General features: G+C 62.8%; 25 protein-coding genes and 1 pseudogene. 14 read left to right on the top strand and 12 right to left on the bottom strand.

The window, feature by feature from the left end; all coding sequences use genetic code 11:
- Positions 1 to 69 precede the first annotated feature (69 nt).
- The 5 genes from AC1XDK_RS28775 (at position 70) to AC1XDK_RS28795 (ending at position 6137) form a co-directional block, all read left to right on the top strand.
- Positions 70 to 1911 carry a cation:proton antiporter domain-containing protein gene (locus tag AC1XDK_RS28775; protein ID WP_483353457.1) on the top strand — a complete coding sequence of 614 codons (1842 nt, stop codon included), beginning with the start codon at positions 70 to 72 and terminating at the stop codon, positions 1909 to 1911.
- 77 nt (positions 1912 to 1988) lie between these two features.
- Positions 1989 to 3014 carry a hypothetical protein gene (locus tag AC1XDK_RS28780; protein ID WP_483353458.1) on the top strand — a complete coding sequence of 342 codons (1026 nt, stop codon included), beginning with the start codon at positions 1989 to 1991 and terminating at the stop codon, positions 3012 to 3014.
- A 68-nt stretch (positions 3015 to 3082) separates the two neighbouring features.
- Positions 3083 to 4288, top strand: coding sequence for an ABC transporter substrate-binding protein (locus AC1XDK_RS28785; protein ID WP_483353459.1), 1206 nt, complete (start codon positions 3083 to 3085; stop codon positions 4286 to 4288).
- A 205-nt stretch (positions 4289 to 4493) separates the two neighbouring features.
- Positions 4494 to 4652: a hypothetical protein gene (locus AC1XDK_RS28790; protein ID WP_483353460.1), complete on the top strand. Its 159-nt coding sequence runs from the start codon at positions 4494 to 4496 to the stop codon at positions 4650 to 4652.
- A gap of 249 nt (positions 4653 to 4901) precedes the next feature.
- Positions 4902 to 6137 carry a permease gene (locus tag AC1XDK_RS28795; RefSeq protein WP_483353461.1) on the top strand — a complete coding sequence of 412 codons (1236 nt, stop codon included), beginning with the start codon at positions 4902 to 4904 and terminating at the stop codon, positions 6135 to 6137.
- Between the two features lie 9 nt (positions 6138 to 6146).
- Here AC1XDK_RS28795 and AC1XDK_RS28800 read toward each other — a convergent pair whose 3' ends face one another.
- Positions 6147 to 6272 carry a hypothetical protein gene (locus AC1XDK_RS28800; protein ID WP_483353462.1) on the bottom strand — a complete coding sequence of 42 codons (126 nt, stop codon included), beginning with the start codon at positions 6270 to 6272 and terminating at the stop codon, positions 6147 to 6149.
- Positions 6273 to 6440: 168 nt separating this feature from the next.
- Between AC1XDK_RS28800 and AC1XDK_RS28805 the strand changes: the two genes are divergently transcribed.
- A complete protein-coding gene (locus AC1XDK_RS28805) occupies positions 6441 to 6833 on the top strand; it encodes a DUF302 domain-containing protein (protein ID WP_483353463.1) in 393 nt (130 codons plus the stop codon).
- Here the strand turns inward: AC1XDK_RS28805 and hemG are convergent, their stop codons facing one another.
- The 5 genes from hemG to AC1XDK_RS28830 all read right to left on the bottom strand — a co-directional run bounded on the left by hemG (position 6834) and on the right by AC1XDK_RS28830 (position 12566).
- Entirely contained in the window at positions 6834 to 7373 is a 540-nt protein-coding gene (gene hemG, locus AC1XDK_RS28810) for a menaquinone-dependent protoporphyrinogen IX dehydrogenase (protein WP_483353464.1), read from the bottom strand.
- Between the two features lie 118 nt (positions 7374 to 7491).
- Entirely contained in the window at positions 7492 to 8880 is a 1389-nt protein-coding gene (locus tag AC1XDK_RS28815; RefSeq protein ID WP_483353465.1) for a sulfatase, read from the bottom strand.
- 157 nt (positions 8881 to 9037) lie between these two features.
- A complete protein-coding gene (locus tag AC1XDK_RS28820) occupies positions 9038 to 10369 on the bottom strand; it encodes a tryptophanase (protein WP_483353466.1) in 1332 nt (443 codons plus the stop codon).
- A 200-nt stretch (positions 10370 to 10569) separates the two neighbouring features.
- Entirely contained in the window at positions 10570 to 11805 is a 1236-nt protein-coding gene (locus AC1XDK_RS28825) for an ABC transporter permease (protein ID WP_483353467.1), read from the bottom strand.
- Between the two features lie 11 nt (positions 11806 to 11816).
- A complete protein-coding gene (locus AC1XDK_RS28830) occupies positions 11817 to 12566 on the bottom strand; it encodes an ABC transporter ATP-binding protein (RefSeq protein WP_483353468.1) in 750 nt (249 codons plus the stop codon).
- A gap of 171 nt (positions 12567 to 12737) precedes the next feature.
- On the opposite strand from AC1XDK_RS28830, the gene AC1XDK_RS28835 reads away from it, so the two are divergent.
- Together AC1XDK_RS28835 and AC1XDK_RS28840 are read left to right on the top strand one after the other, a co-directional pair.
- The gene (locus AC1XDK_RS28835; protein ID WP_483353469.1) at positions 12738 to 13187 is read left to right on the top strand and encodes a pyridoxamine 5'-phosphate oxidase family protein; all 450 of its coding nucleotides are present in this window, start codon (positions 12738 to 12740) and stop codon (positions 13185 to 13187) included.
- A gap of 78 nt (positions 13188 to 13265) precedes the next feature.
- On the top strand, positions 13266 to 14495 hold the full coding sequence (locus AC1XDK_RS28840) for a M20 family metallo-hydrolase (protein WP_483353470.1): 1230 nt from the start codon (positions 13266 to 13268) through the stop codon (positions 14493 to 14495).
- 24 nt (positions 14496 to 14519) lie between these two features.
- On the opposite strand, the gene AC1XDK_RS28845 is transcribed toward AC1XDK_RS28840, so the two are convergent.
- Positions 14520 to 15212 carry a DUF502 domain-containing protein gene (locus AC1XDK_RS28845; RefSeq protein ID WP_483353471.1) on the bottom strand — a complete coding sequence of 231 codons (693 nt, stop codon included), beginning with the start codon at positions 15210 to 15212 and terminating at the stop codon, positions 14520 to 14522.
- 114 nt (positions 15213 to 15326) lie between these two features.
- On the opposite strand from AC1XDK_RS28845, the gene AC1XDK_RS28850 reads away from it, so the two are divergent.
- Entirely contained in the window at positions 15327 to 15998 is a 672-nt protein-coding gene (locus AC1XDK_RS28850) for a helix-turn-helix domain-containing protein (protein WP_483353472.1), read from the top strand.
- Between the two features lie 46 nt (positions 15999 to 16044).
- Here the strand turns inward: AC1XDK_RS28850 and AC1XDK_RS28855 are convergent.
- The 4 genes and pseudogenes from AC1XDK_RS28855 to AC1XDK_RS28870 form a co-directional block, all read right to left on the bottom strand.
- Positions 16045 to 16146: pseudogene (locus tag AC1XDK_RS28855) on the bottom strand (transposase); the annotation flags it as partial.
- A gap of 83 nt (positions 16147 to 16229) precedes the next feature.
- The gene (locus tag AC1XDK_RS28860) at positions 16230 to 17354 is read right to left on the bottom strand and encodes an AI-2E family transporter (RefSeq protein ID WP_483353473.1); all 1125 of its coding nucleotides are present in this window, start codon (positions 17352 to 17354) and stop codon (positions 16230 to 16232) included.
- A gap of 73 nt (positions 17355 to 17427) precedes the next feature.
- On the bottom strand, positions 17428 to 19134 hold the full coding sequence (locus AC1XDK_RS28865) for a SulP family inorganic anion transporter (RefSeq protein WP_483353474.1): 1707 nt from the start codon (positions 19132 to 19134) through the stop codon (positions 17428 to 17430).
- Between the two features lie 13 nt (positions 19135 to 19147).
- Positions 19148 to 20107, bottom strand: coding sequence for a PrsW family intramembrane metalloprotease (locus tag AC1XDK_RS28870; protein ID WP_483353475.1), 960 nt, complete (start codon positions 20105 to 20107; stop codon positions 19148 to 19150).
- 102 nt (positions 20108 to 20209) lie between these two features.
- On the opposite strand from AC1XDK_RS28870, the gene AC1XDK_RS28875 reads away from it, so the two are divergent.
- The 5 genes from AC1XDK_RS28875 (at position 20210) to AC1XDK_RS28895 (ending at position 25163) form a co-directional block, all read left to right on the top strand.
- Positions 20210 to 20356 carry a hypothetical protein gene (locus AC1XDK_RS28875; RefSeq protein ID WP_483353476.1) on the top strand — a complete coding sequence of 49 codons (147 nt, stop codon included), beginning with the start codon at positions 20210 to 20212 and terminating at the stop codon, positions 20354 to 20356.
- Positions 20357 to 20515: 159 nt separating this feature from the next.
- Positions 20516 to 22108, top strand: coding sequence for an MFS transporter (locus AC1XDK_RS28880; protein ID WP_483353477.1), 1593 nt, complete (start codon positions 20516 to 20518; stop codon positions 22106 to 22108).
- A 153-nt stretch (positions 22109 to 22261) separates the two neighbouring features.
- The gene (locus AC1XDK_RS28885; protein WP_483353478.1) at positions 22262 to 23125 is read left to right on the top strand and encodes a hypothetical protein; all 864 of its coding nucleotides are present in this window, start codon (positions 22262 to 22264) and stop codon (positions 23123 to 23125) included.
- A gap of 104 nt (positions 23126 to 23229) precedes the next feature.
- Entirely contained in the window at positions 23230 to 24432 is a 1203-nt protein-coding gene (gene galK / locus AC1XDK_RS28890) for a galactokinase (protein WP_483353479.1), read from the top strand.
- Between the two features lie 74 nt (positions 24433 to 24506).
- Positions 24507 to 25163 carry an O-methyltransferase gene (locus AC1XDK_RS28895; protein WP_483353482.1) on the top strand — a complete coding sequence of 219 codons (657 nt, stop codon included), beginning with the start codon at positions 24507 to 24509 and terminating at the stop codon, positions 25161 to 25163.
- A gap of 70 nt (positions 25164 to 25233) precedes the next feature.
- Here AC1XDK_RS28895 and AC1XDK_RS28900 read toward each other — a convergent pair whose 3' ends face one another.
- Positions 25234 to 25902 (bottom strand): YjcZ family sporulation protein, encoded by a 669-nt coding sequence (locus AC1XDK_RS28900; RefSeq protein WP_483353480.1) that lies wholly within the window; start codon positions 25900 to 25902, stop codon positions 25234 to 25236.
- Positions 25903 to 26549 lie beyond the last annotated feature (647 nt).

Here is a 26549-nt window from a genome sequence, read left to right on the forward strand (position 1 = left end):
GCGTGACTTTCATGTACGGCAAGGGTTCGGGTGGGTTCGCCCAGCCTTTCATCACTCAACTCCCGACAGATGTCCTCAGATCTCCTCCTCGTGTCGGCGTCGATAATCGCGCTCGGAGCCGTGTCGAAGCTTCTCGCCGACAAGTACGGGATTCCGAACGTGGTGTTCCTGTTGGGATTCGGCCTCCTGTTCGGCCCGGAGGGATTCGGTCTCATCGACCCCGCGCTGTTCGACGATTCGCTTTCGACCCTCGTCGGACTGGCGGTCGCAATCATCATCTTCGAGGGGGCCTTCACGCTCTCCGCGTCGGAGATGCGTGATACGCCGAAATCGACGCTGAAACTGGTGACTGTCGGCGCGGGCCTGACGTTCTTCGCACTCGGGGGACTGGTTCACTTCTTCCTCTCGATTCAGTGGAACCTCTCGTTTCTCATCGCGGCGCTCCTCGTGGCGACGGGGCCGACGGTCATCACGCCAGTGTTGGACCAGATAGAGGTACGGGAGGGCGTAAAGACCCTCTTGGAGTCGGAGGGCGTCATCAACGACGTGACCGCGTCCGTGCTGGGGACGGTCATCTTCAGCGTCGCGGTGTTGGGCATCGACCCCTTCGGGAGGGGCGTCAGGATTGACGTCGCCCTCGACTTCGTTACGAGAATCGGTACCGGCGTCCTCATCGGAATCATAACGGCGCTGGTCGCTGGATACGTTCTCCGATACCTGAGTCGCTCGCCGCAGAACTCCCGAATCACCGTCATCGGCACGGCGTTGATTTCGTTCGCCATCGCGGACGCGTTCGCGGCCGAAGCGGGCGTCGTAACGGTCGCGGTCGCCGGACTCATTTTGGGAAGTATCGACATCCCCTTCGACGATGAAATCGCGGGGTTCAGCGGCGACATCACGTCGATAGTGTTGAGCGTGGTGTACATCATCCTCGCCTCGTTGCTGGATTTACACCACCTCCTCACGTTAGGGCTGGGCGGCCTCGCTATCGTCATTCTGGCGATGCTCGTCGTTCGCCCGCTCTCGGTCTTTCTCTCGACGACCGGGACGCGGTTCACGCGAAACGAACGCATGTTCATCGCCGCCGTCGGCCCGCGCGGAATCATTCCGGCCTCCACCGCGACGCTGTTTTCCCTCCAACTCGCCAACGCGGGGGTCCCGAACGCGACGAGCGTCGTCCACGTGGTGTTCCTCGTCATCCTCGTGACCGTCATCGTGGAGGCGGGCGGGGCACCGCTGGCGGCGAAGGTGCTCGACATCATACCCATGACCGTACTCATCATCGGCGGCAGTCGGACCGGACGGCTGCTGGCGGACAGACTCGAAGAGCGCGGCGAAAATCCCGTCATCGTCGAACGCGACGATGCGGCCATCACCGACCTACGGCGGGCGGGGTACTCGGTCGTCCGCGGTAACGGAACGAACGCCAGCGTCCTCGAAGCGGCGGGGGCCGAGCGGGCGAAGATGGTCGTCGCTGCGACGAGCGACGACGACCAGAACATCCTCGCCTGTCAGACGGCGCGGACGAATTTCGGGACTCAGCGACTCATCGCACAGGTGAACAAACCCGAGAACGCGGAGGCGTTCGAGGACCTCGGGGTGCAACCGGTGACGCCGGTGACGGCGACTGTGGACTCGATGGACGATCTGATACTCCGTCCGAACTTCTCCGACTGGCTGTCGGCGGTCGGCGACGAGAACGACATCGCCGAAGTGATGGTCGAAGCGTCGTCGGCGACCGGACAGCAGGTTCAGGACATAGAACTCCACGACGATGCAGTCATCGCCCTCGTCAGGCGAAACGGCGAGTTCGTCATCCCGAAACCGACGCTCGTCGTCCAGCAGGGGGATTTGGTGACACTCATCGGGAAACGGAAAGCGGTCGAACGGAGCGTGTCGATGTTGGAATAGCCGGGGAGGCCACGTCGGTTCACCGTACCCTGTGTTTTTACCGCCGCCACGCATTGCTGGCACCAACGACACGAACGATGGACGAATCAGCACACCCACCCCCGGTCGAGCAACTCGCGGAACTCCTCGATGCGGGGGCATACGACGATGCAATCGCGTGTTTGGAGCAGTTCGAGACGGCACCGACGGAGGAACGAAAAACCGCCCTCGAAGCCCTTCGACGGTTCGAAGCGCAAGAGGGGGCCTTGGAGCCGTTGATTCCAGCCCTGTCGCCGTTTTTCACCGACGAGGAGCGTTCGGTAAGATTGAAGACGGCGAAGCTGTTCGTCGCCGTTTCCGAACACGACCCCGACGTCGTCGTTTCGGTACTGCCCATGCTGACCGACCGGCTCGCCGACCCGGACGAGTTCTACTTCGTTCGCGCTCGCGCGGCCGAAGCGTTGGGGAACGTCGCGCTCGAACACACGGGCGAAGTCGCATCACCTGCCGTCGTCGCCGAGTTACAGATAGGGCTATCGTTCGACGAACAGGAAGTGAAAGAGAAGTTGGCGAAGGCGCTCGCCGACATCGCGCTGGGCGACCCGAACCGCCTCGACCACCGCGTGCCGAACCTCGCGGAGCATCTTGACGACGACGACGAACTCGTCCGCTACTATCTCAGTACGGCGCTCGCTGCCATCGGGTGTGTGGCGCCGGAGGCACTCGCCGAGGAAGCCGACGCACTCGCGGCGCGACTGGACGACGAAAACGACCACGTCCGGGGACGGGCCGCCGAGGCAGTCGGTCTCCTCGCACGTTCCGATGGCGACGGTTCGTTGTCCCCGGAAACGACGTCGCGGTTGCACGAGGGATGCGAGAACGAGACGGCGTTCGTCCGAGACAGGGCGCGGTTTGCGCTTGATGCGCTCGATTCGATCGATGGACGCGAGCGATCATCTGAGGGGAGTAACGGGGAAGGAACGCTCGACGGACTCCGAGCGACGACGGACGAGGCAGTCGAAGCGATAACGTCGCCGGACGAGGACGGCGTATGCCCGAGTTGCGGACTTTCGATTCCGGATATCGGGCCGCCGATGTGCCCTCGCTGTGGGTCGCCGTATTAAATACGCACGATTTTAGGCAGGCCTAAAAATTCGAAAGCGTTTTATAACTTTAGGCGAGCCTAAAACATATGTCGAGAGAGTTCACGACAGATTCGGGCCAGACGCGTAGGGACTACGTCAAATACGGCGGCGCCATACTCGGCGGGAGTCTGCTCGCCGGATGTGCGGGAGATTCGGAGTCGAAAACGACGTCGACGACAACGACGACGGACACGACGAGTTCGTCCGATGGACCCACGAATACCGAGGACGAGTCCTACTCGGTTTCGATGGCACCGGCCGGGAAAGTCACGTTCGAGTCGGTTCCCGGAAAGTGGGTCGCCTACGGCGGCGGCTATGCCGACATGGGCGTCGCGCTCGGCAAAGCGGACGGGATGACTGGAATCGGCGGCGCGGACCGCTACTATACGGGATTTTACGACGAGTTGCCCGGTGTGAGCGTGGACCGGCAGAAGCTCGAAAACAACGATATCGGCGAAGCCGGGATGGGGAAAGAGCTGTTCTACGAACTCGACAGCGACGTCCACATCATGGACCCGGGGATGCTCGTCAACTGGTTCGACTGGAGCGAGAAGGACGTCGAGGAGATAACGAAAAACGTCGGCCCGTTCGTGGGGAACCTCATCTTCCGCCGGGAAGACGAGTGGCACGACCACCGGTACTACACGCTCTACGAGGCGTTCGAAAAGGTCGCACAGCTCTTTCAGGAACGGGAACGATACGAGGCGTTCGAAAAGCTGCATGACGAGTTCATCGCCGAGATACAGAGCAAACTCCCCCCGGCCGACGAGCGCCCGAACGTGTTGCTCGTCTACGAGGGGAGCAACGAACCGGTGAAGTTCTCGCCGTATCGGCTCAGCGACAAGGGAACCAGCAAGAAGCAGTGGCGTGACCTCGGCGTCAGCGACGCGCTCGCGAGCACCGGCATCGACGGCATCAGCACCACCGACCGCGGCCGAATCGACTACGAGACGATGCTCGAAATCGACCCCGACGTTTTCATGCTACGCGCACACGAGCGCCAGTCAGCGACGGAGTTCCGGAACACCGTCCTCGAGTTCATGCGATCCCACCCGGTTGCGAGCGAGTTAACGGCAGTTCAGAACGGACGCGTCTACCGCGGCGGCTACCTCTATCAGGGGCCGATTCACAACCTCTTCCTGACCGAACGCGGGGCGAAACAGCTGTATCCCGACACGTTCGGCGACGTAACGAGCGACGACGAACTGTTCGACCGCCAGCGCGTCGCGGACATCGTCACAGGAACGAACTGAGGAGCCGAACGATTTCTCTCCGGTCACACCGGGGAAGCCACCCCCTTCTCGGCGGTAGGCACCGTTTATCACAGGTATCGCGCCGCATAACAAAGTGAGAAACGGTCGCCTGACTAACCGAGGAAGCCCATGGTTCGAATTCACGATTCCGTCCGAGCGAGCGAGGTTCAGACCGACCGACACGCTACCTGCGGAGGTATTTGAGATGTCGGTCGAAGACGAAGGCGTGTCGTCGGATGCACCGGCGTCCGACGGCGAGTGTGAAATGCTGTTCTGTGACGACGGGTGGGTAGAGATTCGAAACACGGAGGACACGGACAATCAGTGGTTGATGGCGAACATGTGCGCGGAAGTCCGCCAGTGATCCTCTCGAAGCAACATTCTACGGTATGAGCGGGTAAATTCCCCAGAAAGTTAAGCTTCTCGACGCTGTTTTTGAGATTCTGAGGGGAACCCATCTCGATGCGCGAAAACGTGTGTTCGGATGCGAGGATTGCGGACTGTTTCGGCGTCTCAGGCGCTGTTTCCGCGAGATAGTTCGTTCGACGTTCGAGTCATCGGGTTTACCCTGTTAGCCGCAACCGTAGAAAGTATCGTTCCCGTACTAGCCGGTATGGACATCGTAGGGAGTCTGACCGACGCGGCCACGTTCTTCGGCGAGATGACGTGGAAGACGTGGTGGGCGTTGGTCCTCGGGTTCACGATTTCGGGGGCGGTACAGGCGTTCGTGAGCGAGGAGCGGATGACGAACCTGCTCGGCGGACGCGGACTGCGGGAAATAGGCATCGGGAGTTTCTTCGGGTTCCTCTCGTCCAGTTGCTCGTTCGGGGCCGTGGCGACGACGAAATCACTGTTCAAGAAGGGCGCGTCGCCGGAAGCCTCGTTCGCCGGGTTCCAGTTCGCCAGCACGAACCTCGTCATCGAAATCGGACTCGTGATGTGGATTCTGTTGGGCTGGCAGTTCGTCGCCGCGGACGTTTTCGGCGGTATCCTGATGATTTTGCTGCTCGCCGCGATTACGAAGTACGTCGTCCCCGACTCGTGGTTCGAGGCCGCCCGCGACCACGTCCGGTCGGGCGACGAAGAGAGCGGCACGGTCCGCGACCCGGTCTGCGGCATGGAAGTCGACCCGAGCGACGACGGCACGCTCAGCGTGGAAACCGAAAGCGGAACGGAATACTTCTGCTCGCAGTCCTGCAAGGAGACGTTCGTCAACCAGCAGGAGGACGCGACGTGGGCGGACAAACTCCTCACGGTCTCCGGGTGGAAAAACGCCTTCCGCAACGCCATCGGCGAGTGGGAGATGTTGTGGGACGACCTCATCGTCGGGTTCATCGTGGCGTCGCTCCTCGCGGCGTTCGTCCCGAAATCGTGGTGGGCACAACTGTTCACGCTCGTCCCGAAGGGAACCGTCGGGTGGGTCGTCCTCGGGTCGGCCATCGGCGTGATGGTCGGCGTCATCACGTTCGTCTGCTCGGTGGCGAACGTCCCCTTCGCGCTCGTGCTGTGGAACGCGGGCATCCCGTTCGGCGGCGTCATGTCGTTCATCTACGCCGACCTCATCGTCCCGCACATCGTGGACATGTACCGGAAATACTACGGCAAGCGGTTGGCGGCGGTGCTGTTCGTCTCCATCTTCGCCGTGGCGACGTTCGCGGGCATCGTCACTCACTACGCGTGGCTGGCCGGGGGATTGATTCCGAAACACAACGCGACTGGAGGCTCGGTGCCCCACACCTACACGACGGTACTCGACGTCGTTTTCACCGTCGTCTTCGCCGCACAGGTGTACGTCACCTACTTCGAATCGAGCGGCGAACAAGGAGAGACGACCGCTCACGCGGACTGATTCCCGGTTTCAACGGGTCACGAGGGTCCGAAGTTTGTGACCGACGCGCTTCAGAAGCCACACGTAGTCCGAAACCGGCGAGGAGTCACAGTTCGGTCCCTCCTCTAATTCGCAAGCCTTCTCGGAATCGTTCATGTACATAGTACGGTTCGAAGCGGTTTGTATTGTGCGGTGAGCTCAATACAGAGGGCGGAGGTTGCACGAGAGGAAGCCGAACTGGCCGTAAGAGGTGAGAATTCGACCGGCCACGATTGTACGAAATAACCTCAACTACTATCAGCCTCGACTCCGTAGGGTACGGCGATGACTTACTACGACAAACGGCGCGTAGACGGCGACTTCGATGCTGTCGTGGAGCGAACGACCGAGGCGCTCGCCGACGAGGGGTTCGGAATCCTCTCGGACATCGACGTGAGCGAGGCGTTCGCGAAAAAGCTCGATATCGAGGACTACCCGAACTACCGGATTCTCGGTGCCTGTAACCCGCCGCTCGCGAAGCAGGGCCTCGACGCCGAAACGGACCTCGGCGTCCTCCTGCCCTGCAACGTCGTCGTCTACGAAACCGACGACGGCGTCGTCGTCAGCATGGTGGACCCCGAAACGATGCTCTCGGTCGTTGAAGGTGAGGAACTGGACGACATCGCAGCGGACGTGAAAGCCCGATTCGACCGAGTGTTGGCGTCGCTCGCCGAGTAGTCACGTCAACGACTCCGCGAAATCGGACGTGAACCCCTCGACTTCGTTCCAGTTGGTGTACTCGTAATCGCGGGCGGTGTCCGTATCGCCGCTCGTCCGCTTCGCTATCTGTTTCATCACGAACCGCTTGAGCGTCCCGTACTGGCTGTATTTGAGCGCGCCGGGGACGACGGCCGTCGTATCCGGGTTCCACCCGGTTTCGGCGAGGAACTCGGCGACGTACTCGCGGGCACCCTCCCACCCCTCCTCGGAATCGTCGGCGGCGGCGAGGCTCACCGAGAAGAAGGCCGACGGAATCCGATTCAACTCGTCGGCGTGCGCTTTGACGTACTTTCGCACGTACTTCTGGTGTTTGCCCATGTGAATCGACGCACCGACGATGACGGCGTCGTAGTCCATCAAATCGAACGGCTCCGGTCGATGTTTGATGTGAACGACGGCGGGTTCGTGGCCCGCCGTTTCGAGCACGTCGGCGATTCGTTCCGCCACCGTCGCGGCCTGTCCTTCGGTCGAACCGTAGAGCACGAGTACCTGCGCCATCAGTTTCCGCCCCCGTTCGAACGCGTGTGTTCGTCACTGGAAATGGATTGCACTGTCAGTCCCCCGGAGTCAGTTCGACGGCATCGCCTAAAATTGTATTCGGGGTGAAGGAGGGCGGTTACTGATAGCCCAACGCTTTCAACCGGTCGGTGACCGCGGACGGCGGCGCTTTTTCGCCGTCCTCGCCGGTTTCCACATCCGCGGCGGCCATCGCGTCGATTCGTCCCTCCACGGCCTCGTGGAGATAGTCCGGAACGTCGATGTCGCTGTCGGCAGCGTCGTCCAGCAGATTTTCGGTTTCCGTCGGGTCGGCGGTTCGGTCGTACAGTTCCCGGTTCCCTGATTCGGTGTAGTAGATGTACGACCACTCGCGCGTTCTAGCGCTGACGAGGAGTTCCCCGTCGTCCAACCGGCGCGGAATCGGTTGGTAGGTCACGGTCGGTCCGCGAACCGCGACGGACGTAACTGGGGGGGCGGGCGAAGGGTCGGAAGTTCCATCGAGGAGACTCTCGCCGTCGAAATCGTGTTCGATGCCCATCGCGTCGCAAACGGTCGGCGGAATCGCGTCGAGACCGACGGCCCGCTCGACGGTTTTCGACTCGCCATCGGGATGGGAGACGGAGAGGGGGACGCGCACCAACTCCTCGTAGAGTTTCGGGTAGTGGGCGAGGTGGCCGTGTTCCATGAACTCCTCGCCGTGGTCGCCCGCAAAGACGAGACAGGCGTCGTCCCGAAGTCCCCTGTCGGACAGCGCCGAGACGACGCGGCCGACGCTCTCGTCCACCTGCCGAATCGCGGCGCGGTAGAGCGACCGGAGGTTGTCGAGCGTCTCGCCGCCGACTTCCTTTCCGAGGCCCGCTTGGGCGTGCGCTCGGAGCATCTTCAGCGAGCCGACGTTGACCCCCGTCTCCTCGCGGACGAACTTCGGTGCGGGAACGTAGGGCGTGTGAACGTCCATGTAGTGGACCCACAGGAAGAAGGGCGGTTCGGCGCGTTCGATGAAGTCGATGGCGTGTTCCTCCACGTCCTGCATCCGGGAGACGTTCTTCGCCCCGCCGTCGTGGCCGAGGAGGCGGCGAAACGGCGATGCCGCGACCTGCAACCACGCTTGGACGGTCGGATGGGCGGTGAGATACTTGCTGTAGAACGCGTCGTTCGTGCTCGACGTGAACGTCTTAAACGTCTCGAAGCCGCGGTCGTACCCCCAGTGGTCGGTCAGAAACCCGTTCGCGCCGTTGAACCCCGCCGTCGTGATTCCGGCATCGCGGAGCGTTTCGGCGAGGGTCGAACGGTCGGGCAGACCGATGTCACGCGAATCGGTGAAGACGTGTCCCCCGCCGAGAATCGACGGGAAGGAAAACGGCGTCCAGTTGCCGTGCGCGAAGGCGTTCTCGAAGGTGGTTCCCCTCGCTTCGAGGTCGGCAATCGCGCCGTCGTCGGGCAGTGCGTCCGCTCGGAGCGAATCGACGGTAAACAGGACCGTAATCGGTGTGGCGTTCGTGCTCATCTGTCGGGGTGATTGCTGGTTCGCTACCTGAAAGTTCGTCACCGAGGTAAAATACCTTGCTAGAAAGTAGCCCGGGAGAGCGTATAGCACTCCGTAGGTCTCGTGAGAGCCGTCGATACGAGCGGGTCGAAATCACCCGAAAACTGTCGTCTCCTCGTTACTCGACGGGTTCCAGTTTCGCGCTGAAGTGGCGCAGTTCCTCCATCGGCGGTTCCCAGACGATTTCGAGGCCGGAGAGTTCGTCGCGCCGTTCGCCGACCGTCTCGAACGTCTCCGCGATGTGTTCCAGGTGTTCGCGGAAGTAGGTTCGACGGGGGAGACAGAGCCGAACGAGTTGCGGGCGGTCCTCGCCCGGGAACGCGAACTCGCCGAGTTCGACGGCGCGAACGCCGCCCTCGCGGTAGAGTTCGCCCGCGAGAACCTGTCCGGGGAACTGCTCGCGCGGGATGTTCGGCAGGTACTCCTCGGCTTTCACGTACACCGCGTGGCCGCCGGTCGGCGCGTAAATCGGAACGCCCGCGTCGAGGAGGAGGTCGCCCAGTTCAGCCACCTGCTCGACGCGGGATTCGATGTACGGTTGCGTGACCGCCTCGCGGAGGCCGACGGCCATGGCCTCCAAGTCGCGTCCGGCGAGGCCGCCGTAGGTCGAAAAGCCCTCGTAGAGGATGCCGCGCTGTTTCGCGTGTTCGAACAGTTCGCCGTCGCGCACGCCGACGAACCCGCCGATGTTGGCGAGCGCGTCCTTCTTCCCGCTCATGACGATGGCGTCCGCGTACGAAAGCTCCTCGCGGGCGATGTCGGCGACGCTCTCGCCCTCGAACTCGGCTTCGCGCTGTTGGACGAAGTAAGCGTTCTCGGCGAACCGACAGGCGTCGATGACGAACGTGGCGTCGATTTCGTCGGCCACCTCGCGCGCCTCGCGGAGGTTCTGGACGCTCACGGGCTGTCCCGCCATCGAGTTGTTCGTGATGGTGACGACGAGCGCGGGGATGTTTTCGGCACCGACCTCCTCGGCCAGTTCGCGGACTTTGTCGGGGTCGAGGTTGCCTTGGAACGGGTCGTCCGGCGCGACGTCGATGGGGCAATCGACGGGTTTCCCGCCGTTGTTGACGACGTGCGCTCGCGTCGTGTCGAAGTGCGTGTTGTTCGGAACGTAGTCGCCCTCGGAGACGAGGACGCCGTAAAGGACGTTCTCCGCGCCGCGGCCCTGGTGGGCGGGAACGACCTTTTCGAAGCCCATTACCTCCGAGACGCTCTCCTGCAGGCGTTTGAAACTGTCACTGCCCGCGTAGGCTTCGTCGCCGCGCATCATGGCGGCCCACTGCTCGTCGCTCATCGTGCCCGTCCCGCTGTCGGTCAGCAGGTCGATGAATACGTCCTCGGAGTCGAGATTGAAGACGTTGTAGCCGGCTTCTTCGATGTTTCGTTCGCGCTCGTCGCGGTCGGGGAGGTGAATCGGTTCGACGACTTTGGCCCGGTAGGCTCGCATGGTCGAATTGGAGACGGTCAGGACCTTAACCCTGCTGAGAAATCATCGGTCGAAAACGAGCGTTTCCGGGCGTCAATCACCGAATCTGAACATCGTTACGACCGAACGTCCATCCGTGGCTCGACGACCTCTCAGGTACCCACATCGGTCAGTTCTTCGACTAGTTCCGCCCCGAGGTCGATGCCCAATGCGCTCGGAATTCACTCGTAGCGAAGGGCGTCGATGGGGTCCACTCTCGCCGCGTTCCACGCCGGATAGAGGCCCGTTACCACGCCGACGAGGAGGCCGACGCCGATGGCGACGGGGACCACCTCGTACGCGAAGACGAGCGGAAGGCCGACGTACCGGGTGGCGGCGTACCCGGCGAGGGCACCGAGCGCGACGCCGAAGACGGAACCGATGATACCGAGAAGTATCGCCTGCGTGAGGAACAACTGGAGGACGTCGGTACTCTGTGCGCCGACGGCTTTCATGATGCCGATTTCACGGGTCCGTTCGGTCACGCTCACCAGCATGATGTTGGCGATGCCGATGGCCGCGACGACGAGCGAGATGACCGCGATGCTCGTGATGAACGTCGTCAGCGTCGTGAGTACGTCTTCGACCCGGTTCACGAGGTCCTGGTCGGTTCGGACCCGGATGGCGTACTCGTCGGGCGTGAGTCGCGCCGCGTCGGAGTTCGAACCGAGGTAGGATTTCACCGCCCGTTTGCTCGCCGGAATCGCCTCGTGGTTTTCGGCGACGACCGTAACCAGCGGATAGACGCGCTGGGCGGTACCCTGCGTCGGACTCTCGACGGTCGAACCGTAGAACGGGCGCGTCGGGACGTACACCTGCGGAAGCGACCCGCCGCTGTCGAACTGACCGTTTCCGCTCGACCGGGCGAGGATTCCGGAGACGCGGGCGCGTACGGTGGTTCCGTCGGCCGTCCGAATACCGATTCGGTCGCCAACCGAAAGTTCGTCGTCGAACAGGCGTGCCGCCGCCGGGTTCAGGACGACTTCGCGTTTTCCCTGTTCGAACGACTCGCCGCGGGCGAACTCTCGGGTTCTGAACTGGGCGGACGTCGTGGCGACCACTCCGTTCTGGCTCACCGTCTGCCCGCCGTGGGTGAGCGCGATAACGGGCAATACGCCGCGGGGGACGACGGCCGCTACGCCGTCGATACCGCGGAGACGGGCGATGTCGTGTGCGGTGAACACCGGTTGCGCGCCGGTTCCGGGTCGTCCATCGGGGGGACCCGCCCAGACGTACACGTTCGGGGCGTGGCCGCCGGTGAACTCCTGTAGAATGTCGACGCGGAGGCTCGTCCCGAGCGTGACGAGCGTGATGACGGCGGCGACGCCAATGACGACGCCAACCGCCGAGAGCGAGGAGCGAACGCGGTGGCTCCGAATCTCCCGGATGCTCATCCGAAGCGTCTCGCTGAACTCCACGATTCTCCCCGCTATCGCCGTCCTTCGACCCGCCGCTGTGAGTCGATCTCCTCGACGCGTTCGACGGTGCCGTCGAGGATGTGAACGACGCGTTCGGCGTGTTCCGCGATGTGACGTTCGTGGGTCACCATCAGCACGGTGTTACCATCGTCGTTGAGTTCCTCGAACAGCGCCATTATTTGCTGGCCCGTCTCGCTGTCGAGGTTCCCGGTCGGTTCGTCGGCGAGAATGATGGCGGGGTCGTTCGCCAGCGCACGGGCAATCGCCACGCGCTGTCGTTGCCCCCCGGACAGTTCGTTGGGTCGGTGGTCCTCCCGTCCACGGAGGCCGACGCGATAGAGCAGGTCGTCGGCGCGTTCCCGTCGCTCGGTGCGCGAGATACCCTGAAACACGAGTGGGAGCGCGACGTTCTCGCGGGCCGTGAGTCGGGGCATCAGGTTGAACGTCTGGAAGACGAACCCGATTTCCTCCCCGCGGACGGTCGTCCGTTCCGAATCCGACAGGTCGGTGACGTCTCGTCCGTTGATGTGAGTCGTCCCCTCGGTGGGCGTGTCGAGACAACCGATGAGGTTGAGCAGGGTGCTTTTCCCCGACCCGCTCGGCCCCATCACCGCCGTGTACGACCCCCGCGGAATCGACAGGTCCACCCCATCGAGCGCGTGGACCGGTTCGCCGAGAAAGTACGTTTTTCGGACATCGGTCAGCGTCACCGCATCGCTCGGCCCCTCGTCGGACCCCGTCGCCGAGTGGCGTGCTGCCATAGGATTCGTTAGCATCCCGACAGTCTAAACCCTACTCCATGCCACGAACGGCGGCGAGAGGAAAAATAACCCCGTCGCGGGATTACACTCACCGCCGCGACGTCCGAACGTGGTCACGCCCGACGAAGCGTATTCGGTCTTCGGGAGCGATGACGTTCGTGGTGCGTTTTCATGACCGAACTCTCCGGCGCGTGGTCGAAATCCGAGGTCGTCGAGTTCTTCGACCGAACGGCGGTTCCGCTTCGACTGGCGTGCAACACGCCGTCGGGACGCCTCTGGATGGTATCGTTGTGGTACCTCTTCGAGGACGATTCCCTGTGCTGTGCCACCGGCGCAAACGCCGATATCGTGGGGCTACTCCGAAACGACTCGACCGTCGCGTTCGAGGTTTCCACGAACGACCCCCCGTACAGGGGGGTGCGCGGAAACGGCACCGCGAGCGTGGAGCAGGACCCCGAGAAGAACCGCCTCAGGGAGTTGTTGGGTCGGTATCTCGGTGGGACCGATTCCCGACTCGCGCGTGAACTCCTGTCCGACGGGCGAACCGAGGTGACCGTTCGAATCGAACCGGAGCGCCTCCACAGTTGGGATTTCACGGCTCGAATGGCGGACACGTCCTAACGTAACGGGACGTCTCGGTTCCGGCAGACTACGCCGACCACCCCCACCTTCTTGCCTCCCGTCGCCGACACCGCAGCCATGGAAGTAGACCGGGACCGACTGCAAGCCGATATCGAAGCAACCGGGGAGTTCGGCGCGCTCGACGGCGATGGACACGGACGAACCGTCCTCGTGGGAACGGAGGCCAACCGACGGGCGCGGGAGTATTTCGTCGAGCGATTAGAGGACGCCGGATTGGACGTTCGGGTGGACGCGGTCGGGAACATCGCCGGGCGGTGGACGCCGGACAGCGCCGACCCGGATGCCGCCGCGGTCGCCGCCGGGAGCCACCTCGATTCGGTTCCCGAGGGGGGCATCTTCGACGGCCCGCTCGGCGTGTATTCCGCACTGGAGGCGGTTCGGGCGATGCAAGACGCGGGTGTGGAACCGGCGCGCCCGGTCGATGTCGTCTCGTTCACTGAGGAGGAAGGGCAACGGTTCGCCAGCGGCCTTCTCGGCTCCTCCGTCGCGGTCGGCGAACGGTCGGTCGAGGACGCGCTCGCGCTGACGGACGGGCGGACGACGCTGGCGGACGCCCTCGAATCCATGGGATTCCGCGGGGAGGGGCGACTCGACGCGAGCGAGTGGGATTCGTGGCTCGAACTGCACGTCGAACAGAGCCGACGCCTCGAACGGGCGGGTGCTTCGGTCGGCGTCGTCACGACGATTACGGGGATTACCCACTGCGACGTGACCGTTCGCGGCGAGGCGAACCACGCGGGCGCGACGCCGATGGACGAGCGGACCGACGCGTTAGCCGCTGCGAGTGAGTTCGTCGGGGACGTGGAGCGAGGGGCCACCGAAATCGGCGATACGACGGTCGGGACCGTCGGCAAACTCGACGTGCAACCGAACGCGACGAACGTCGTCCCCGGGACCGTCGAGATGGGCGTCGATATCCGCGACGTGCGCTACGAATCGATGAACGAACTCGTCTCGCGGGCCGAGGAATCGCTTTCGCGGCTCGAAACGGAACGGGGCGTCGAGACGACGCTCTCGCGGGGGTTCGACCTCGAACCGACCGAAATGAGCGAGCGCTGTCGACGGGCGGTACACGAGGCGGGCGAGAACGCGGGTATCGAAACGCTGGACCTGCATTCGGGGGCGGCCCACGACACGATGTACGTCGCGGAGGTCACGGACGCCGCGATGCTGTTCGCGCCGTCCCGCAACGGGATTTCGCACAATCCCGCCGAGTGGACCGAGTGGGAGGACTGTGCGTCGGCGACGCGGGCGCTCGCGGGGGGACTCGCGTCGTTAGCGCGGTAACGGAACGGTAGAAAGGGTTCAATCCTAGCGGACGACGTCTTGCCCGGTCAGCTTTCGGAGTTGGTCTTCGCTGAGGCCGCCGGTGTCGGAGTCCATCTCGTCGAGGCCGACGCCGCTGGTGACGATGGCGCGGAACGCCACTTCGAGCGGGATGTCGATGTCGACGAGGTCGTCGGTGGGCACGTTGACGACGAAGCCACCCATGACGGGGTTGGGGGCCATCGGCAGGAACACGGTCGTCATGTCCGTTTGGCCGGTCGCGTCGGTGATTTCCTCGGGGGTCTCCGCCGTCACGAACGCGAACGTGTAGGTGTCGTCGGTCGGGAATTCGAGCAGTTTGACGTCCCGGAAGTGGTCCTCGTCGCTCTCGACCATCGCATCGCCCATCCGTCGGAAACTCCGGTAGACGGCTCCGAGTCCGGGAATCTGGCTGATCGCGTAATCGAAGTTGTCGATAGCCCGTTCCCCGAACGGGGAGTGGGCGAGGAACCCGACGGCCAGAATCGACAGGAGAACACTCCCGATGGCGATGCCACCGAGAACGAACACCGAATCGACCGGAACGTACGAGAGGAGCGGCAGCAGCATGTTTCGAACGAACTTGAGCAAGACGACCACGACGTACAACGTAATGAGGAGGGGAACGACAACGGTGACGCCCGTCAGCGCCATTTCGCGTGTTTTTTCGATTACTGACAAATCCTCCGTGGAAGCCATCGTCCAGCACACTCGGCCGGGGGATAAAGAGCGTACCGGCTGAATATTCCAGCAGTCCGGAAATCAAACCGTTCGCCAGCAGACTAATCCATGCGAAGCCCCTAGGTCCGTCCGATGAGTACTATCGCCGTCGTGCGACTTCCGTCCTCGGAGTTCGCACTCGAGGCGACAACCGAACGGGTTCCGGGGGTTTCCTTCGAAGTCGAGCGCGTCGTCGCACCCGAGGCCGACCGAGTGATGCCCTACGTTTGGGCGACGGCCGAAGCGGAGCAGTTCGACGCCCTCCAAGCGGCACTCGAAGACGACCCGACCACCGGCGAAGTGGAACTCCTCGTCGATTTGGACGACGAGTGGTTGTTTCGCATGACGTGGGTGGGGAAGACGAGGTTCGTCATCCACATCCTCGTCGAGGAGGAGGGAACGATAATCGACGCCACGGGAACGGGCGACGAGTGGCAGCTTCGAATCCTCTTTCCCTCCCGCGACGCGCTCGGGGCGACGTACGAATACTGCGAGGAACACGACATTCCGCTCAAAATCGAACAGATATACCGCCTCGACCAGTCGCCCCGTCGGGGACAGTACGGACTCACCGAGGAGCAGTACGAGACGCTCATCGCGGCGTTGGAGAAGGGCTACTACGAAATCCCGCGTGGGATTTCGGGGACCGACCTCGCCGCCGACCTCGGTATCTCTCATCAAGCGTTGTCCGAACGACTCCGACGTGCCTACACGAACCTCCTCACGAACGCGCTCGTCGTCGGGGAGAACGAGATAAGCAAATGATATCCTCCCCGGCGTTCACGCCGGGGTTTCCAGTGTTGGGATATGAGGGTTCGCGGTTACCAACCTGTTCTCGCGGGGCGAACCGACCCTCGGTACGATCGAACAAGCGAACCGCTGGCTGTGCCAACCAGCCGTCATCCCTCCGGCCGATAGTCAGGGGTAGTTTGTCGGTAGTTGACTGATTCACGCCCGCCGTTCAGAGGGATTCTCTCCTCGAGGAGAGGAGACGACTCAGGTCGTTTTCGAGTCGTTTCCATCGTCCGTGTCGGAGCCACTCGTTTCGACCGATTTCCGACCGAGCAGTCGTGGAAAGACGACCCAGAGGAACTGCACCGTGACGACCATGACGAACGGGCCGAGGAAGATGCCGTACCACCCGAACACGGGCGGGCCGAGGAGATACGCGAACATTATGAGGCTGGTGGGAAACAGCCGACCCGAGAGGGACGGCCGAATGTACGTCCGGACAACGTTGTCGAACGCGAGTTCCATGACGGCGAGGAACAGGAGGGGAAACCAGAGTCGAATCGGGTCGGTTTCGAGCGCGACGATGGCGAGGAAGAGGACCACCACGAAGTAGACGACGGACCGACCGACGAGCGGGACGATGGTGGCGAGTCCCGTCGCTATCGCCACGAGCATGGTTTGGGGAATCGCCATGCCCGGCGGGGCAACGAGGTTCAGCAGGTTGTAGATGACCGCGGAGAGGACGATGATGACGAAGATGGTGAGCGTGTAGCCGAAGAAGACGGAGTTCAAGCCGCGGTCCACCGCACGCAGGTACTCGCCGGTCCGCGTGTCTTCGTCCGCGACGGTCCGGCGGAACCAGTCCGTGATTTTTCCCTCGTCCCGGACGAGGAAGAAGACGAAGATGAGCGTGAGGAACAGGTTGTACGATTGGGTCGCGAACGTCCCGACGAAGCCCCGAATCCTGAAGAGAAACGAGCGGATGGACGGATTTCGAAGCAGTTCCATGGCCGAGTCGGACAGTCTCTCGGGCGTCGTCGGAATCGCTCGAAAATCGAACCCCGGAAACAGGGTTCGGACGAGGCGTTCGACGTCGGCGATGCGAACCGTCGAGAGTTGTCCGAACGCGATAACTGCGATGGCACCGAGAAGGGCGATGAACGGGAGAACGATGACAGTCAGCGTGACCGCCGCCGCCACACCCGCCGGTACCCCGCGGTGTTGGAGTCGTCTGGCGATGGGACGAGCGACGTAGTAGAGAAAGACGCCGAACACCGACCAGCCGAGATAACTGTCGAGCGACGTGAGGAGGACGAGGGCCAAGGCGGTGGCGAACAGCCACCATCCGAGTTCCGCCGCGTCGGGTCCCGCCTCGGTTCCGAGTTTCATGGCATCCCAGTCGTGACACCGACCTACGCCGGGGAGGGGAATAGTTATGGGGTGCAATCGCGACGGCTGACGGTCAGTGATTTCGCTCCCACTCCTCGATGACGGTCACGACGCGTTCGTTGAGCGGCATGTCGTCGAACACTCCCGCGCCGGTGGCAGCGAGAACGTCCCGAACCGCGCCGTCGGCCTCGGCCAACCGGAAGTCGATGTCGCGTTCGTCGAGGTCCTCGGCCAGCGATGCGAGCATGTCCGCGGCGGTCAGGTCGATGGTCGGCGAAGAACGCATATCGAAGACCACGAGGGAGACGGGAGAATCGCGGCCGTTCACCGCGTCCATGATTCCGGCCCGGATGGTCGGCGCGTTGGCGAAGAACAACTCGGCGTCGACGCGGTAGACGAGGACGCCGGGAACGCGCTCGTTTTCGGGGTGGCGCGATAGGTTGCTGAATTCGTCGGAGTCCGGCACGCGACCTAACGTCGCCGTGTTCGGGTACGTCGCTCGCCCCACGACGACGAGGAGCGAGACGAACACGCCGATGAAAACGCCATCCAACATGCCGAAGAAGAGGACGCCGAAAAACGCGGACGCCGCCGTCCCGAACTCCAATTTGTCGATGCGGTAGATGCGGCGGAGTTCGGATACGTCGACCAACCCCGCGACGGCGACGATGACCACCGCCGCCAACACCGTCTCGGGGAGCGTCGTGAACAGGTCGGTCAGGAAGACGAGCACGAGCGCGAGGACGGCCGCGGCGACGCCGCTCGCGAGTTGCGTCTTGCCGCCGATTTCGTCGTTGAGGGCGCTTCTGGACATGCTCCCGCCGACGACGAAGCCGTGGCCGAGTCCCGCCGCGACGTTCGTGAGGCCGTCGGCGAGGAGTTCCTGATTCGCGTCTACGGCGTCGTCGTGTCGACGAGCGAACGTCTCGACGGCGCTCATCCCCTCGACGTAGGAAAGCAGGAAGAGCGCGAACGCGACGGGGACGAGGTCGGAGAGGGTGCCGGTCGGCGGTGTCGGTATCGAAAGCGGCGGTAGCCCGCTCGGAATCCGTCCGACGATTTCGACCCCCCGACGCTGGAGGTCCGTCACGGCGAGCAGTCCGGTAGCGAGGAGGACGACGATGAGGGCCATCGGAAGGCGTCTCGCGTAGCGTTCGCCGAGGACGAGGAGGACGAGCGCGCCGACACCGACGGCAAGCGTCGGGAGGTTCGTCGCATCGAGATGGGTCACGACGAAGCCGAGACGTTCGAAGAAGGTGCCGCTCGCCCGCGGAATCCCGAACAGTTTGTCGAGTTGCGTGGCGGTGATGTACAGCGCCGCGCCCGCGGAAAAGCCGGTCAGGACCGACTCGGAGATGAAGTTCACGACGAAGCCGAGTCGGAACAGCCACGCGACGATCGAGACGAGTCCGACGAATATCGTCGTCATCGCGACGAGGGCCGCGTAGTCCGCCGGAGACCCACCGATGGCAACGGACCCGACACCCGTTGCGACCAACACGGCGAGCGCGGAGGTGGGGCCGTACACGACCTGTCGGGAGGAGCCGACGAACACGTAGACGAGGAGTGCGAGCAGGCTGGCGTACAGGCCGGTCTCGGGCGGCAATCCGGCCAACGACGCGTAGGCCATCCCTTCGGGGAGGACCGCCGCGCCAATCGTGATACCCGCGAGGGCATCGGCGCGGAGCCACGACCGGTCGTATCGCGGGAGCCAGTTCGAGACGGGGAAGATAGTTCCCGCGAGTCCGTTCCCGTCTCCCGATTGTGAGTCCGAATGCATCCGTCGGTCCCGGTTACGACGGGGTTCGTTCGGGTTGCTCCGTCGCTTGCTCGTACTTGTGCCGATAGGCCGCTATCTTCCGGTAGAGGAGAAAGAGGAAGAAGCCGTCGTACACGACGACGAACGCGATGAACGTCACTCCGGAAAACGGCAGATACGTCACCAGGGCGTCGTAGGTGGCGTGAATGAGGACGGCGATGAGCAGGCCCTTCACCACGATGGGGCCGCGGTTTTCGGGATTCCCTTTCGCCAATCCGAGATAGTAGCCCGCGAACGAGGCGTAGATGACGTGGCCCGGCCCGACGAACGACCGTTGTGCGGCGGTGCTGATGGCGATGCTGGCGAGCCTCGACATCGGGAGGCGTCCCGCGGTGAACAGTGCGTTCGTGATATACGTGAAGTTCTCGATGGTCGCGAAGCCGAGTCCGGCGAACGCGCCGAACACCGCGCCGTCGATGGCCGCGCCGAGGTACGGCGTCCGATAGGCGTACAGTCTGGAGGCGAGCCATTTCGACGTCTCCTCCACCGGCCCGACGACGACGTAGAAGAAGGCGATGGTTCCAACGACGGGAATCAGTTGGAAGACTGGCTGTAAGGTCGTGTTTAGAAGGGCCGCGAACCCGGCGAACAGCACGCCCAAGAGGAACGTTATCGCCAACGGCGCGAGCGGTTCGCGCTGGACGTCGTCGCCGTACCAGATGATAGCGGCGAGGACGAACGCCGGAATGACCGACAGAAAGGTCAACACGCCTAATGCCGGTTGCAGAAAGAGGATGAACCCCGTCGCGGCGAGTTGGGCGACGAACAGCAACACCGCGAGCGCGACGAACACCCGTCGCCAGTTACCCGTGAGGCCGCGGTAGATGACCACCGCCGCTCGGTCGGTTAGCGTGCGTTCCTCCCACGTCGTCACGTCGTAGAGGTCCTCTTCCTCGAGGGACGTCTCTATCAGGTCGTCCTCGCTCCCACCCATACTCCCACCACGTCATCACGAACCATAACGATTGGTGACAGGACCGGCGCGGACGACGACGGCCCACCAGTTTTATTCTCGTCCTCGTGGTTTCACGATGGCATGGCGCTCGAATCGACCGAGAGAGTGGGAAAGTCGTCCGAACCGGTCGAAACCGGACGAGAGGGCGTGAAAATGGTCGCGGTGTGGATACTGCTCGTCGTGGTGTTCGTCGTTCTCACGAGAGGGAGACAGGGGCGTCGGCGATAGGTCGCGCGCCGTTTTCGACGGAACAGAGCTTTGACCGCTCCGAGCGTCTTCACACGTCGACAGTGTTCGCTGTCGGGGAATGGGAACAGTTGCTGTCGGGGGAGCGGTGAGAGTGGATAGGTCGAATTCAAGGGCGATACCGTCTCGGAGGGGGCCTGCATGACTGACGGAGAGGAATCCATCACCGTCTGGCAACCGCTTCGAGAACCCGTCTTCCGGGCGATGTGGACGGCGGCACTCGTGTCGAACGTCGGGACGTGGATGCAGAACGTCGGCGCGGCGTGGCTGATGACCTCGCTCACCACCTCCGCCCTGCTCGTCGCGTTAGTACAGACGGCCACGACGCTCCCGGTCGTCATCGTCTCGCTTCCCGCGGGTGCCATCGGCGACATCGTCGACAGGCGTTGGCTGCTAATCGCGGTTCAGGCGTGGATGTTAGTCACCGCCGTAATACTGAGCGGACTGACCGCGGTCGGCGCGACGACGCCGTGGGTGCTGTTGTTGCTCACGTTCTCGCTCGGAGTCGGCACCGCGTTCCTGAACCCGACGTGGCAGGCGATTCAACCGGAGTTGGTACCTCGGAAGCAACTCCCGGCGGCGATTTCGTTGGGTGCCGTGGGGTTCAACATCGCCCGTGCGGTCGGCCCGGCGGTCGGCGGCCTCATCCTCGCCGCGACCGGTACGGCGACGGTGTTCTTTCTCAACGCGGTTTCGTTCGTCGCGGTTCTCATCGTCGTTTATCGCTGGGAAAGAGAACCGTCGGTATCAGAACTGCCGCCCGAACGTCTGTCGGAGTCGATATATCGCGGCGTTCGGTTCGTTCGGAACGACCCCGACCTGCGCTCAGTGCTGATACGGACGGTGATTTTCATCGCCTTCGCCAGCGCTGTTTGGGCGCTGTTGCCCTTGCTCGTCCGCAACCAACTCGGTCTCGGTGCCGGCGGCTACGGAATCGTCCTCGGCGTTACGGGCCTCGGCTCGGCGGCCGGAATCACCGTTCTCGAACGTGCTCGAAAGCGGTTCACGACGAATCAGGTCGTTATCGGCGCGTCGGCGCTGTTCGGCCTCACGCTGGTGGTCCTAGGGGTCGTTCACGTCGTCGCCGTCGCACTCGTCGCCGTCGCGCTCGGCGGCCTCGCGTGGATTTCGGTCCTGTCGAGCCTGAACACCGCGGTGCAGACGCTCTCCCCGGAGTGGGTTCGTGCACGGACGCTGTCGGTGTACATGCTCTTTTTCCTCGGCGGGATGGCCATCAGCAGCCTCGGGTGGGGCGTCGTCGCCGACCACCTCGGCACGCCGATGACGTTCGTCGTCGCCGGTATCGGGTTGCTAGTCGGCCTCGTCGGGGGGGTTCGGTGGCGGTTCCCCGAAACCGACGACCTCGATTTGCGACCCTCCGCGGACTGGTCCAACCCCCGTACCGAGTTCGAACCGACACCCGACGCCGGTCCGGTGCTCGTCAGCGTCGAGTACCGAATCGACCCGACGACGGCGGCCGACTTTTTGGACGTCATGCGGGAGTTAGAGGGGGTGCGACGAAGGAACGGCGCACGGTACTGGAACGTGTTTCGGGATACGGAGACGCCGGACCGCTACTTCGAAGTGTACGTCACGGGGACGTGGATGGCTCACCTCCGGGAACACGAGCGCGTGTCGGTGGCCGACCGCGAGATACAGAAGCGGGCCACGTCGTTCCACGTCGGCGACGAACCGCCGGAAGTCACGCACTTCGTCTCGGAGATGGACGGGTGAGTGGCGGTCGGACGAACGACGAACGGGTGCCCGCTCGTCCGAAAAACGGCGAACGTGGCGGGTTGCAAACAGTTATCTTCGGTGCGAGCACCTATCACGTATGCGTCCTCCACTCCAAAACGAACCCGTTCGTCGACGCGGCGGTGTCCCATCGTGAGCTTCACCGACTACCTCGGAGACGGGTTCGACCGCCTCGGAACGTTACTTCCGCTCGCGCTCGTCCCGTTCTTCTCGACGTTCCTCCATTTCGACAACGTCCGAAAGGCGACGACGATTTCCGGCTATCACTTCGGGGCGACGTTCCGCTTTCCGACCGCGATACCGACCTTCTGGACGTTCGTGAGCGTCCCGAACGAGGCGTCGGGCGTCCACGTCTCACCGCTGCTGTACCTCGCACCCGTGACCGTCATCGTCGAGAGCGTCCTCTCGGCGGGCTATCTCGGGAGCGTCCGCGATGCCATCGAAACCGGGGATTACGACTTCGCACGCAACGCGAAGGAGTACTTCGTTCCCCTGTTCGGGTACACGGTGTTAGTGTGGGTCGTCCTTCTGCTGTCGTTCGGGGTGGGAGTGGTGTTTCCCCCGCTTCTCTTCGTCGCGCTGCCCGTGCTGTTGGTCCTCAGCTATCTGTTCTACGGCGCGCCGTTCCTCGTCGTCGTGGACGACTGTTCGCTCGGCGAGGCCCTTCGGCGGAGCAACAAACTCGCCACGGGCGAGTCGAACACCGATACGACGTACGCCTCGTTCGGTTTCGGCTACCTCGTCTTCGTGTTCGTGGGGTCCATCGTCGGGACGCTGTTCATCAACCTCGGCGTCCTCGGCGTCGTCGTTGGCGCGGTCGCTTCGGCACCCGTCGCACTCGCGCTGACGGTGGCGACGGTCGAGTTCTTCATCGACGTGCGACGCTCTTCGTCGGAATCCGGTCCCATCGTAAGCGCCCCGACTGATGGCACGACTGGAGAGCGTCCGACCGACAACGACCCGACCGAAGACGACCCGTTCGACGGCGACTACTGACCGCCCGGCGACGGTCGGAATTTAACACCGTCGGTCCCGAACGGGTGGGCATGCACGTATCAATTTCGTATGTCTATATGACTCACATCGGGGGGCGATGACGGATGGCGGAGAGCGAATCGACCGACCTCGGGGCGGTTCTGACCGAGCGCTTCGGCAGCGACGGTGACGAGATTTACCGAGCGTCGGCACCCGGGCGGGTGAACCTCCTCGGCGGGCACACGGATTACAACGACGGCTTCGTCCTTCCCGTCGCAATCGACCGCCGAACCGGGGTCGCCGTCCGTCCGCAGGCCGACTCACCCGATTCTTTCGACCCTTCCGACCGCACCGTCCGAGTCTATTCGACGAACGTCGGCGAGACGCGGACGTTTTCGCTCGATTCGACGACCGAGGGGTCGTGGGCCGACTACGTCGAGGGCGTCGCGCGACTGCTGGCCGAAGACGCTTCGAACCCACGTGGTTTCGACATGGTAATTAGAGGCGACGTTCCGATGGGGGGCGGCCTCTCCTCGTCGGCGTCGCTCGAACTGGCTGTCGCAACCGCGCTGAACGAGATGTGGGACCTCGAAAAGACCGCTGCGGAACTCGCGGACCGCTGTTGGCGGGCCGAACGGGAGTTCGTCGGCGTCGAGTGCGGCATCATGGACCAGTTCGTCGTTGCGCTCGGGGAGCGAAACCGGGCACTGTTTCTCGACTGCCGGACGCGGGAGTACGACCGCTATCGCTTGGACGACGACGTTCGGGTCGTCGTGACGAACACGAACGTCGAACACGAGTTGGTCGATTCGGCGTACAACGAGCGCGTCTCGCAGTGTCGAGAAGCCGTCGAACTGCTCGACGAAGCGCTGTCCGAGGACGTGACCTCACTTCGGGACGTGTCAGTGGCCGAGTTCGAGAAGGTGAAAGGGACGCTCCCGGAGACGGTGCGAAAGCGCTGTGAACACGTCGTCTACGAAAACGAGCGAGTGCGAGAGGCCGCGACGGCCATGGAGACGGGCGACATGCGGCGCGTCGGGGAGTTGATGGGAACGACCCATCGAAGCCTCCGCGACCTGTACGAGGTCAGTTGCGAGGAGTTGGATTTCGTGGTCGAAACGGCCGAAGCGGTGGACGCAGAACTCGGGTCGCGAATGACCGGCGCTGGATTCGGCGGATGCGTCGCGAGCCTCGTCCGAGCGGATGCCGTCGAATCCTTCGCGGAGGCAGTTCGGACGGCGTACGTCGATGAGACCGGTATCGAAGCCGACATCTTCCCGTGTGCCGTCGCCGAGGGATGTCGGGTCGAGGGTCGCCCGTCGAACTGACGGACGGCAATCGCGTCGTGGATAAATTCGGGGCACCCACGAGGGTTAACTTCCCACCGGGCGTACTCGAACGCATGACGGACATCCTCCCGGACGAGACGAAACGCTTCCTGCGCGCCGCCATCGCCGAACCCGACGAGACGCTACGTGAGATGGAGGAGCGCGGTGAGAACTTCCCGACGGTCGGACGCGACGTGGGGCAGTTCCTCAGGATACTGGCGTACGCGGTGGACGCCGAGCGGATTTTCGAGTTCGGGTCCGGATTCGGCTACTCCGCTTACTGGTTCGCCGAAGCACTTTCCGAGAACGGGGAAATCGTCCTTACGGAGTTCGATGCCGACGAACTCCGCGAAGCACGCGACTACCTCGAACGCGGCGGGTTCGCGGACCGCGCCGTCTTCGAGAACGGCGACGCGAGCGAAATCGTCGAACGCCACGACGGCCCCTTCGACGTGGTGCTCATCGACCACAACAAGGACGGCTACCCGGAAGCGTGGGACGCGATTCGGGAGAAAGTCGCACCTGGCGGCGTCGTCATCGCCGACAACGCGATGGTCAGCGGGGCACAGGACTTCGATGCGATTCTGGCCGCCATCGAGGGCGAAGACCCGGAGATGGACGACGGAACGCGGGGCATCGCGGAGTATCTGTTAGCGGTGCGCGACGACCCGGACTTCGAAACATCGGTCGTCCCGCTCGGTGAAGGAATCGCGGTGAGCTATCAGCGGTGAGACGCCGACGGCCAAATCAGCGGACCGCACGTCTACTCCCAGTCGCAGCGGGAGGCCGCGAGTGCGAGGTTCAGATTTCGGAGGGGTGCCCGGTTCCAAGGCCGAAGCCCGCGCCGATAATGACGAGTAGAATGAACAGAACCAATATCAGTACGAATCCACCGGCGTAGCCACCCGAACCGCCGTCGTTTTGAACGGCACGTTCGAACGTGTCTGTAACACCGTCCGTTTCCATGACCGTCCGGAGGTCTTCGAAGTACTGGGTATCGGATCGGTCGAGATACTCATAGACCTCGTTCGGAGCGGTATCGAACCCGTGCGGAACGTCACCATTAGCGAGACAGTCGACGAATTCGACGATGACCCTCCCGAGATCCTCGTGAATGTCGATGGAATCGACATCCATGTCGGTGACCATATCGTTCCCCACGGTCGCCTCAAATCCCTCGACGGCGAACAGCCGTTTTTTCTCGCCATCGACGGTTGGTGTGTACTGCATCGATTCGAGACGGAACTCGTCGTCGGTGAGCGCGAGACCGCTCCAATCGAAGGCGAGCTTTCTTCCGTCCCCGTGACCATCATCCGTGCATTCGGTATCGCGGCTCTCACCGCTTCCAGTAACCGACCCGGAAACCGCCCCCATTGCGACTGCTGAACCGAGGAGCCGGACGAGGGTTCGCCGCGATTGCCGAAACGGAGGACTGTTTGTGTCGTCTTCCGTGGAATTTTCATCGACCATTGATGTATTCGAACACCTCTTTCCAGTAGTTTAGTTACTCACTGCCTGAATTCTGCAACGAAAGGTTCTATTCGAAGACACCAGTGACAAAAACGACCTACTGGTCTGTGTTTAATCGCTTGAGAGTAGTGAAATCGCTGTCTTACGGCCGTTTGAGGTTCTGGGTGGTACATCCGAACTCTACACGCGGTGTTTGTTTCACCTTTTGTATCGCTGTATGAGCAGCGGGACGCAGATAATCGCTGTCAAAAAGAGGGCAACGCCATACAGGGCGATGACAGCTTCAGATTGGCCTTTATTAACCGAGTAATCATACGCAAACCAAGCACCGAGTGCGACGGTCCAAACCAGGGTTACTATCCGAAGAGCTTCCGTTCGACTGGGAGCCCACTTCCGACCGCGACTGTTCATACGATTCCATACCGTATCAATTGTTAAATAATATCTGGATGACTCAATCGAGTGCAACGACCTGTGCAGAGTTCGTGATGCGTATTTGACAAAACTTTACGAGTATGCACGGCAAGTGGTCGCCGATGTTCACGGTAGGTAGGGTGGTTCGTTCTCTATACTATAGTAGCCGTTAGAAATTTCTGCCCGGATAACGTTGAGTGTTCTAATGGACCATCTTGACGATATTTCCGTCG

Source organism: Haladaptatus sp. HS23 (genome assembly GCF_056892285.1).

Excerpts from the sequence above, each read along its gene's own strand:
- AC1XDK_RS28800 (WP_483353462.1), bottom strand. The coding sequence starts at position 6,272 with ATGAACGATTCCGAGAAGGCTTGCGAATTAGAGGAGGGACCGAACTGT.
- AC1XDK_RS28860 (WP_483353473.1), bottom strand. The coding sequence starts at position 17,354 with ATGAAACTCGGAACCGAGGCGGGACCCGACGCGGCGGAACTCGGATGG.
- AC1XDK_RS28900 (WP_483353480.1), bottom strand. The coding sequence starts at position 25,902 with ATGGTCGATGAAAATTCCACGGAAGACGACACAAACAGTCCTCCGTTT.
- AC1XDK_RS28835 (WP_483353469.1), top strand. The coding sequence starts at position 12,738 with ATGACCGAACTCTCCGGCGCGTGGTCGAAATCCGAGGTCGTCGAGTTC.
- AC1XDK_RS28785 (WP_483353459.1), top strand. The coding sequence starts at position 3,083 with ATGTCGAGAGAGTTCACGACAGATTCGGGCCAGACGCGTAGGGACTAC.
- AC1XDK_RS28865 (WP_483353474.1), bottom strand. The coding sequence starts at position 19,134 with ATGCATTCGGACTCACAATCGGGAGACGGGAACGGACTCGCGGGAACT.
- AC1XDK_RS28815 (WP_483353465.1), bottom strand. The coding sequence starts at position 8,880 with ATGAGCACGAACGCCACACCGATTACGGTCCTGTTTACCGTCGATTCG.
- AC1XDK_RS28795 (WP_483353461.1), top strand. The coding sequence starts at position 4,902 with ATGGACATCGTAGGGAGTCTGACCGACGCGGCCACGTTCTTCGGCGAG.
- AC1XDK_RS28790 (WP_483353460.1), top strand. The coding sequence starts at position 4,494 with ATGTCGGTCGAAGACGAAGGCGTGTCGTCGGATGCACCGGCGTCCGAC.
- AC1XDK_RS28875 (WP_483353476.1), top strand. The coding sequence starts at position 20,210 with ATGGCGCTCGAATCGACCGAGAGAGTGGGAAAGTCGTCCGAACCGGTC.
- AC1XDK_RS28845 (WP_483353471.1), bottom strand. The coding sequence starts at position 15,212 with ATGGCTTCCACGGAGGATTTGTCAGTAATCGAAAAAACACGCGAAATG.
- AC1XDK_RS28775 (WP_483353457.1), top strand. The coding sequence starts at position 70 with ATGTCCTCAGATCTCCTCCTCGTGTCGGCGTCGATAATCGCGCTCGGA.
- AC1XDK_RS28850 (WP_483353472.1), top strand. The coding sequence starts at position 15,327 with ATGAGTACTATCGCCGTCGTGCGACTTCCGTCCTCGGAGTTCGCACTC.
- AC1XDK_RS28870 (WP_483353475.1), bottom strand. The coding sequence starts at position 20,107 with ATGGGTGGGAGCGAGGACGACCTGATAGAGACGTCCCTCGAGGAAGAG.
- AC1XDK_RS28880 (WP_483353477.1), top strand. The coding sequence starts at position 20,516 with ATGACTGACGGAGAGGAATCCATCACCGTCTGGCAACCGCTTCGAGAA.
- AC1XDK_RS28805 (WP_483353463.1), top strand. The coding sequence starts at position 6,441 with ATGACTTACTACGACAAACGGCGCGTAGACGGCGACTTCGATGCTGTC.
- AC1XDK_RS28840 (WP_483353470.1), top strand. The coding sequence starts at position 13,266 with ATGGAAGTAGACCGGGACCGACTGCAAGCCGATATCGAAGCAACCGGG.
- hemG (WP_483353464.1), bottom strand. The coding sequence starts at position 7,373 with ATGGCGCAGGTACTCGTGCTCTACGGTTCGACCGAAGGACAGGCCGCG.
- AC1XDK_RS28895 (WP_483353482.1), top strand. The coding sequence starts at position 24,507 with ATGACGGACATCCTCCCGGACGAGACGAAACGCTTCCTGCGCGCCGCC.
- AC1XDK_RS28780 (WP_483353458.1), top strand. The coding sequence starts at position 1,989 with ATGGACGAATCAGCACACCCACCCCCGGTCGAGCAACTCGCGGAACTC.
- galK (WP_483353479.1), top strand. The coding sequence starts at position 23,230 with ATGGCGGAGAGCGAATCGACCGACCTCGGGGCGGTTCTGACCGAGCGC.
- AC1XDK_RS28830 (WP_483353468.1), bottom strand. The coding sequence starts at position 12,566 with ATGGCAGCACGCCACTCGGCGACGGGGTCCGACGAGGGGCCGAGCGAT.
- AC1XDK_RS28820 (WP_483353466.1), bottom strand. The coding sequence starts at position 10,369 with ATGCGAGCCTACCGGGCCAAAGTCGTCGAACCGATTCACCTCCCCGAC.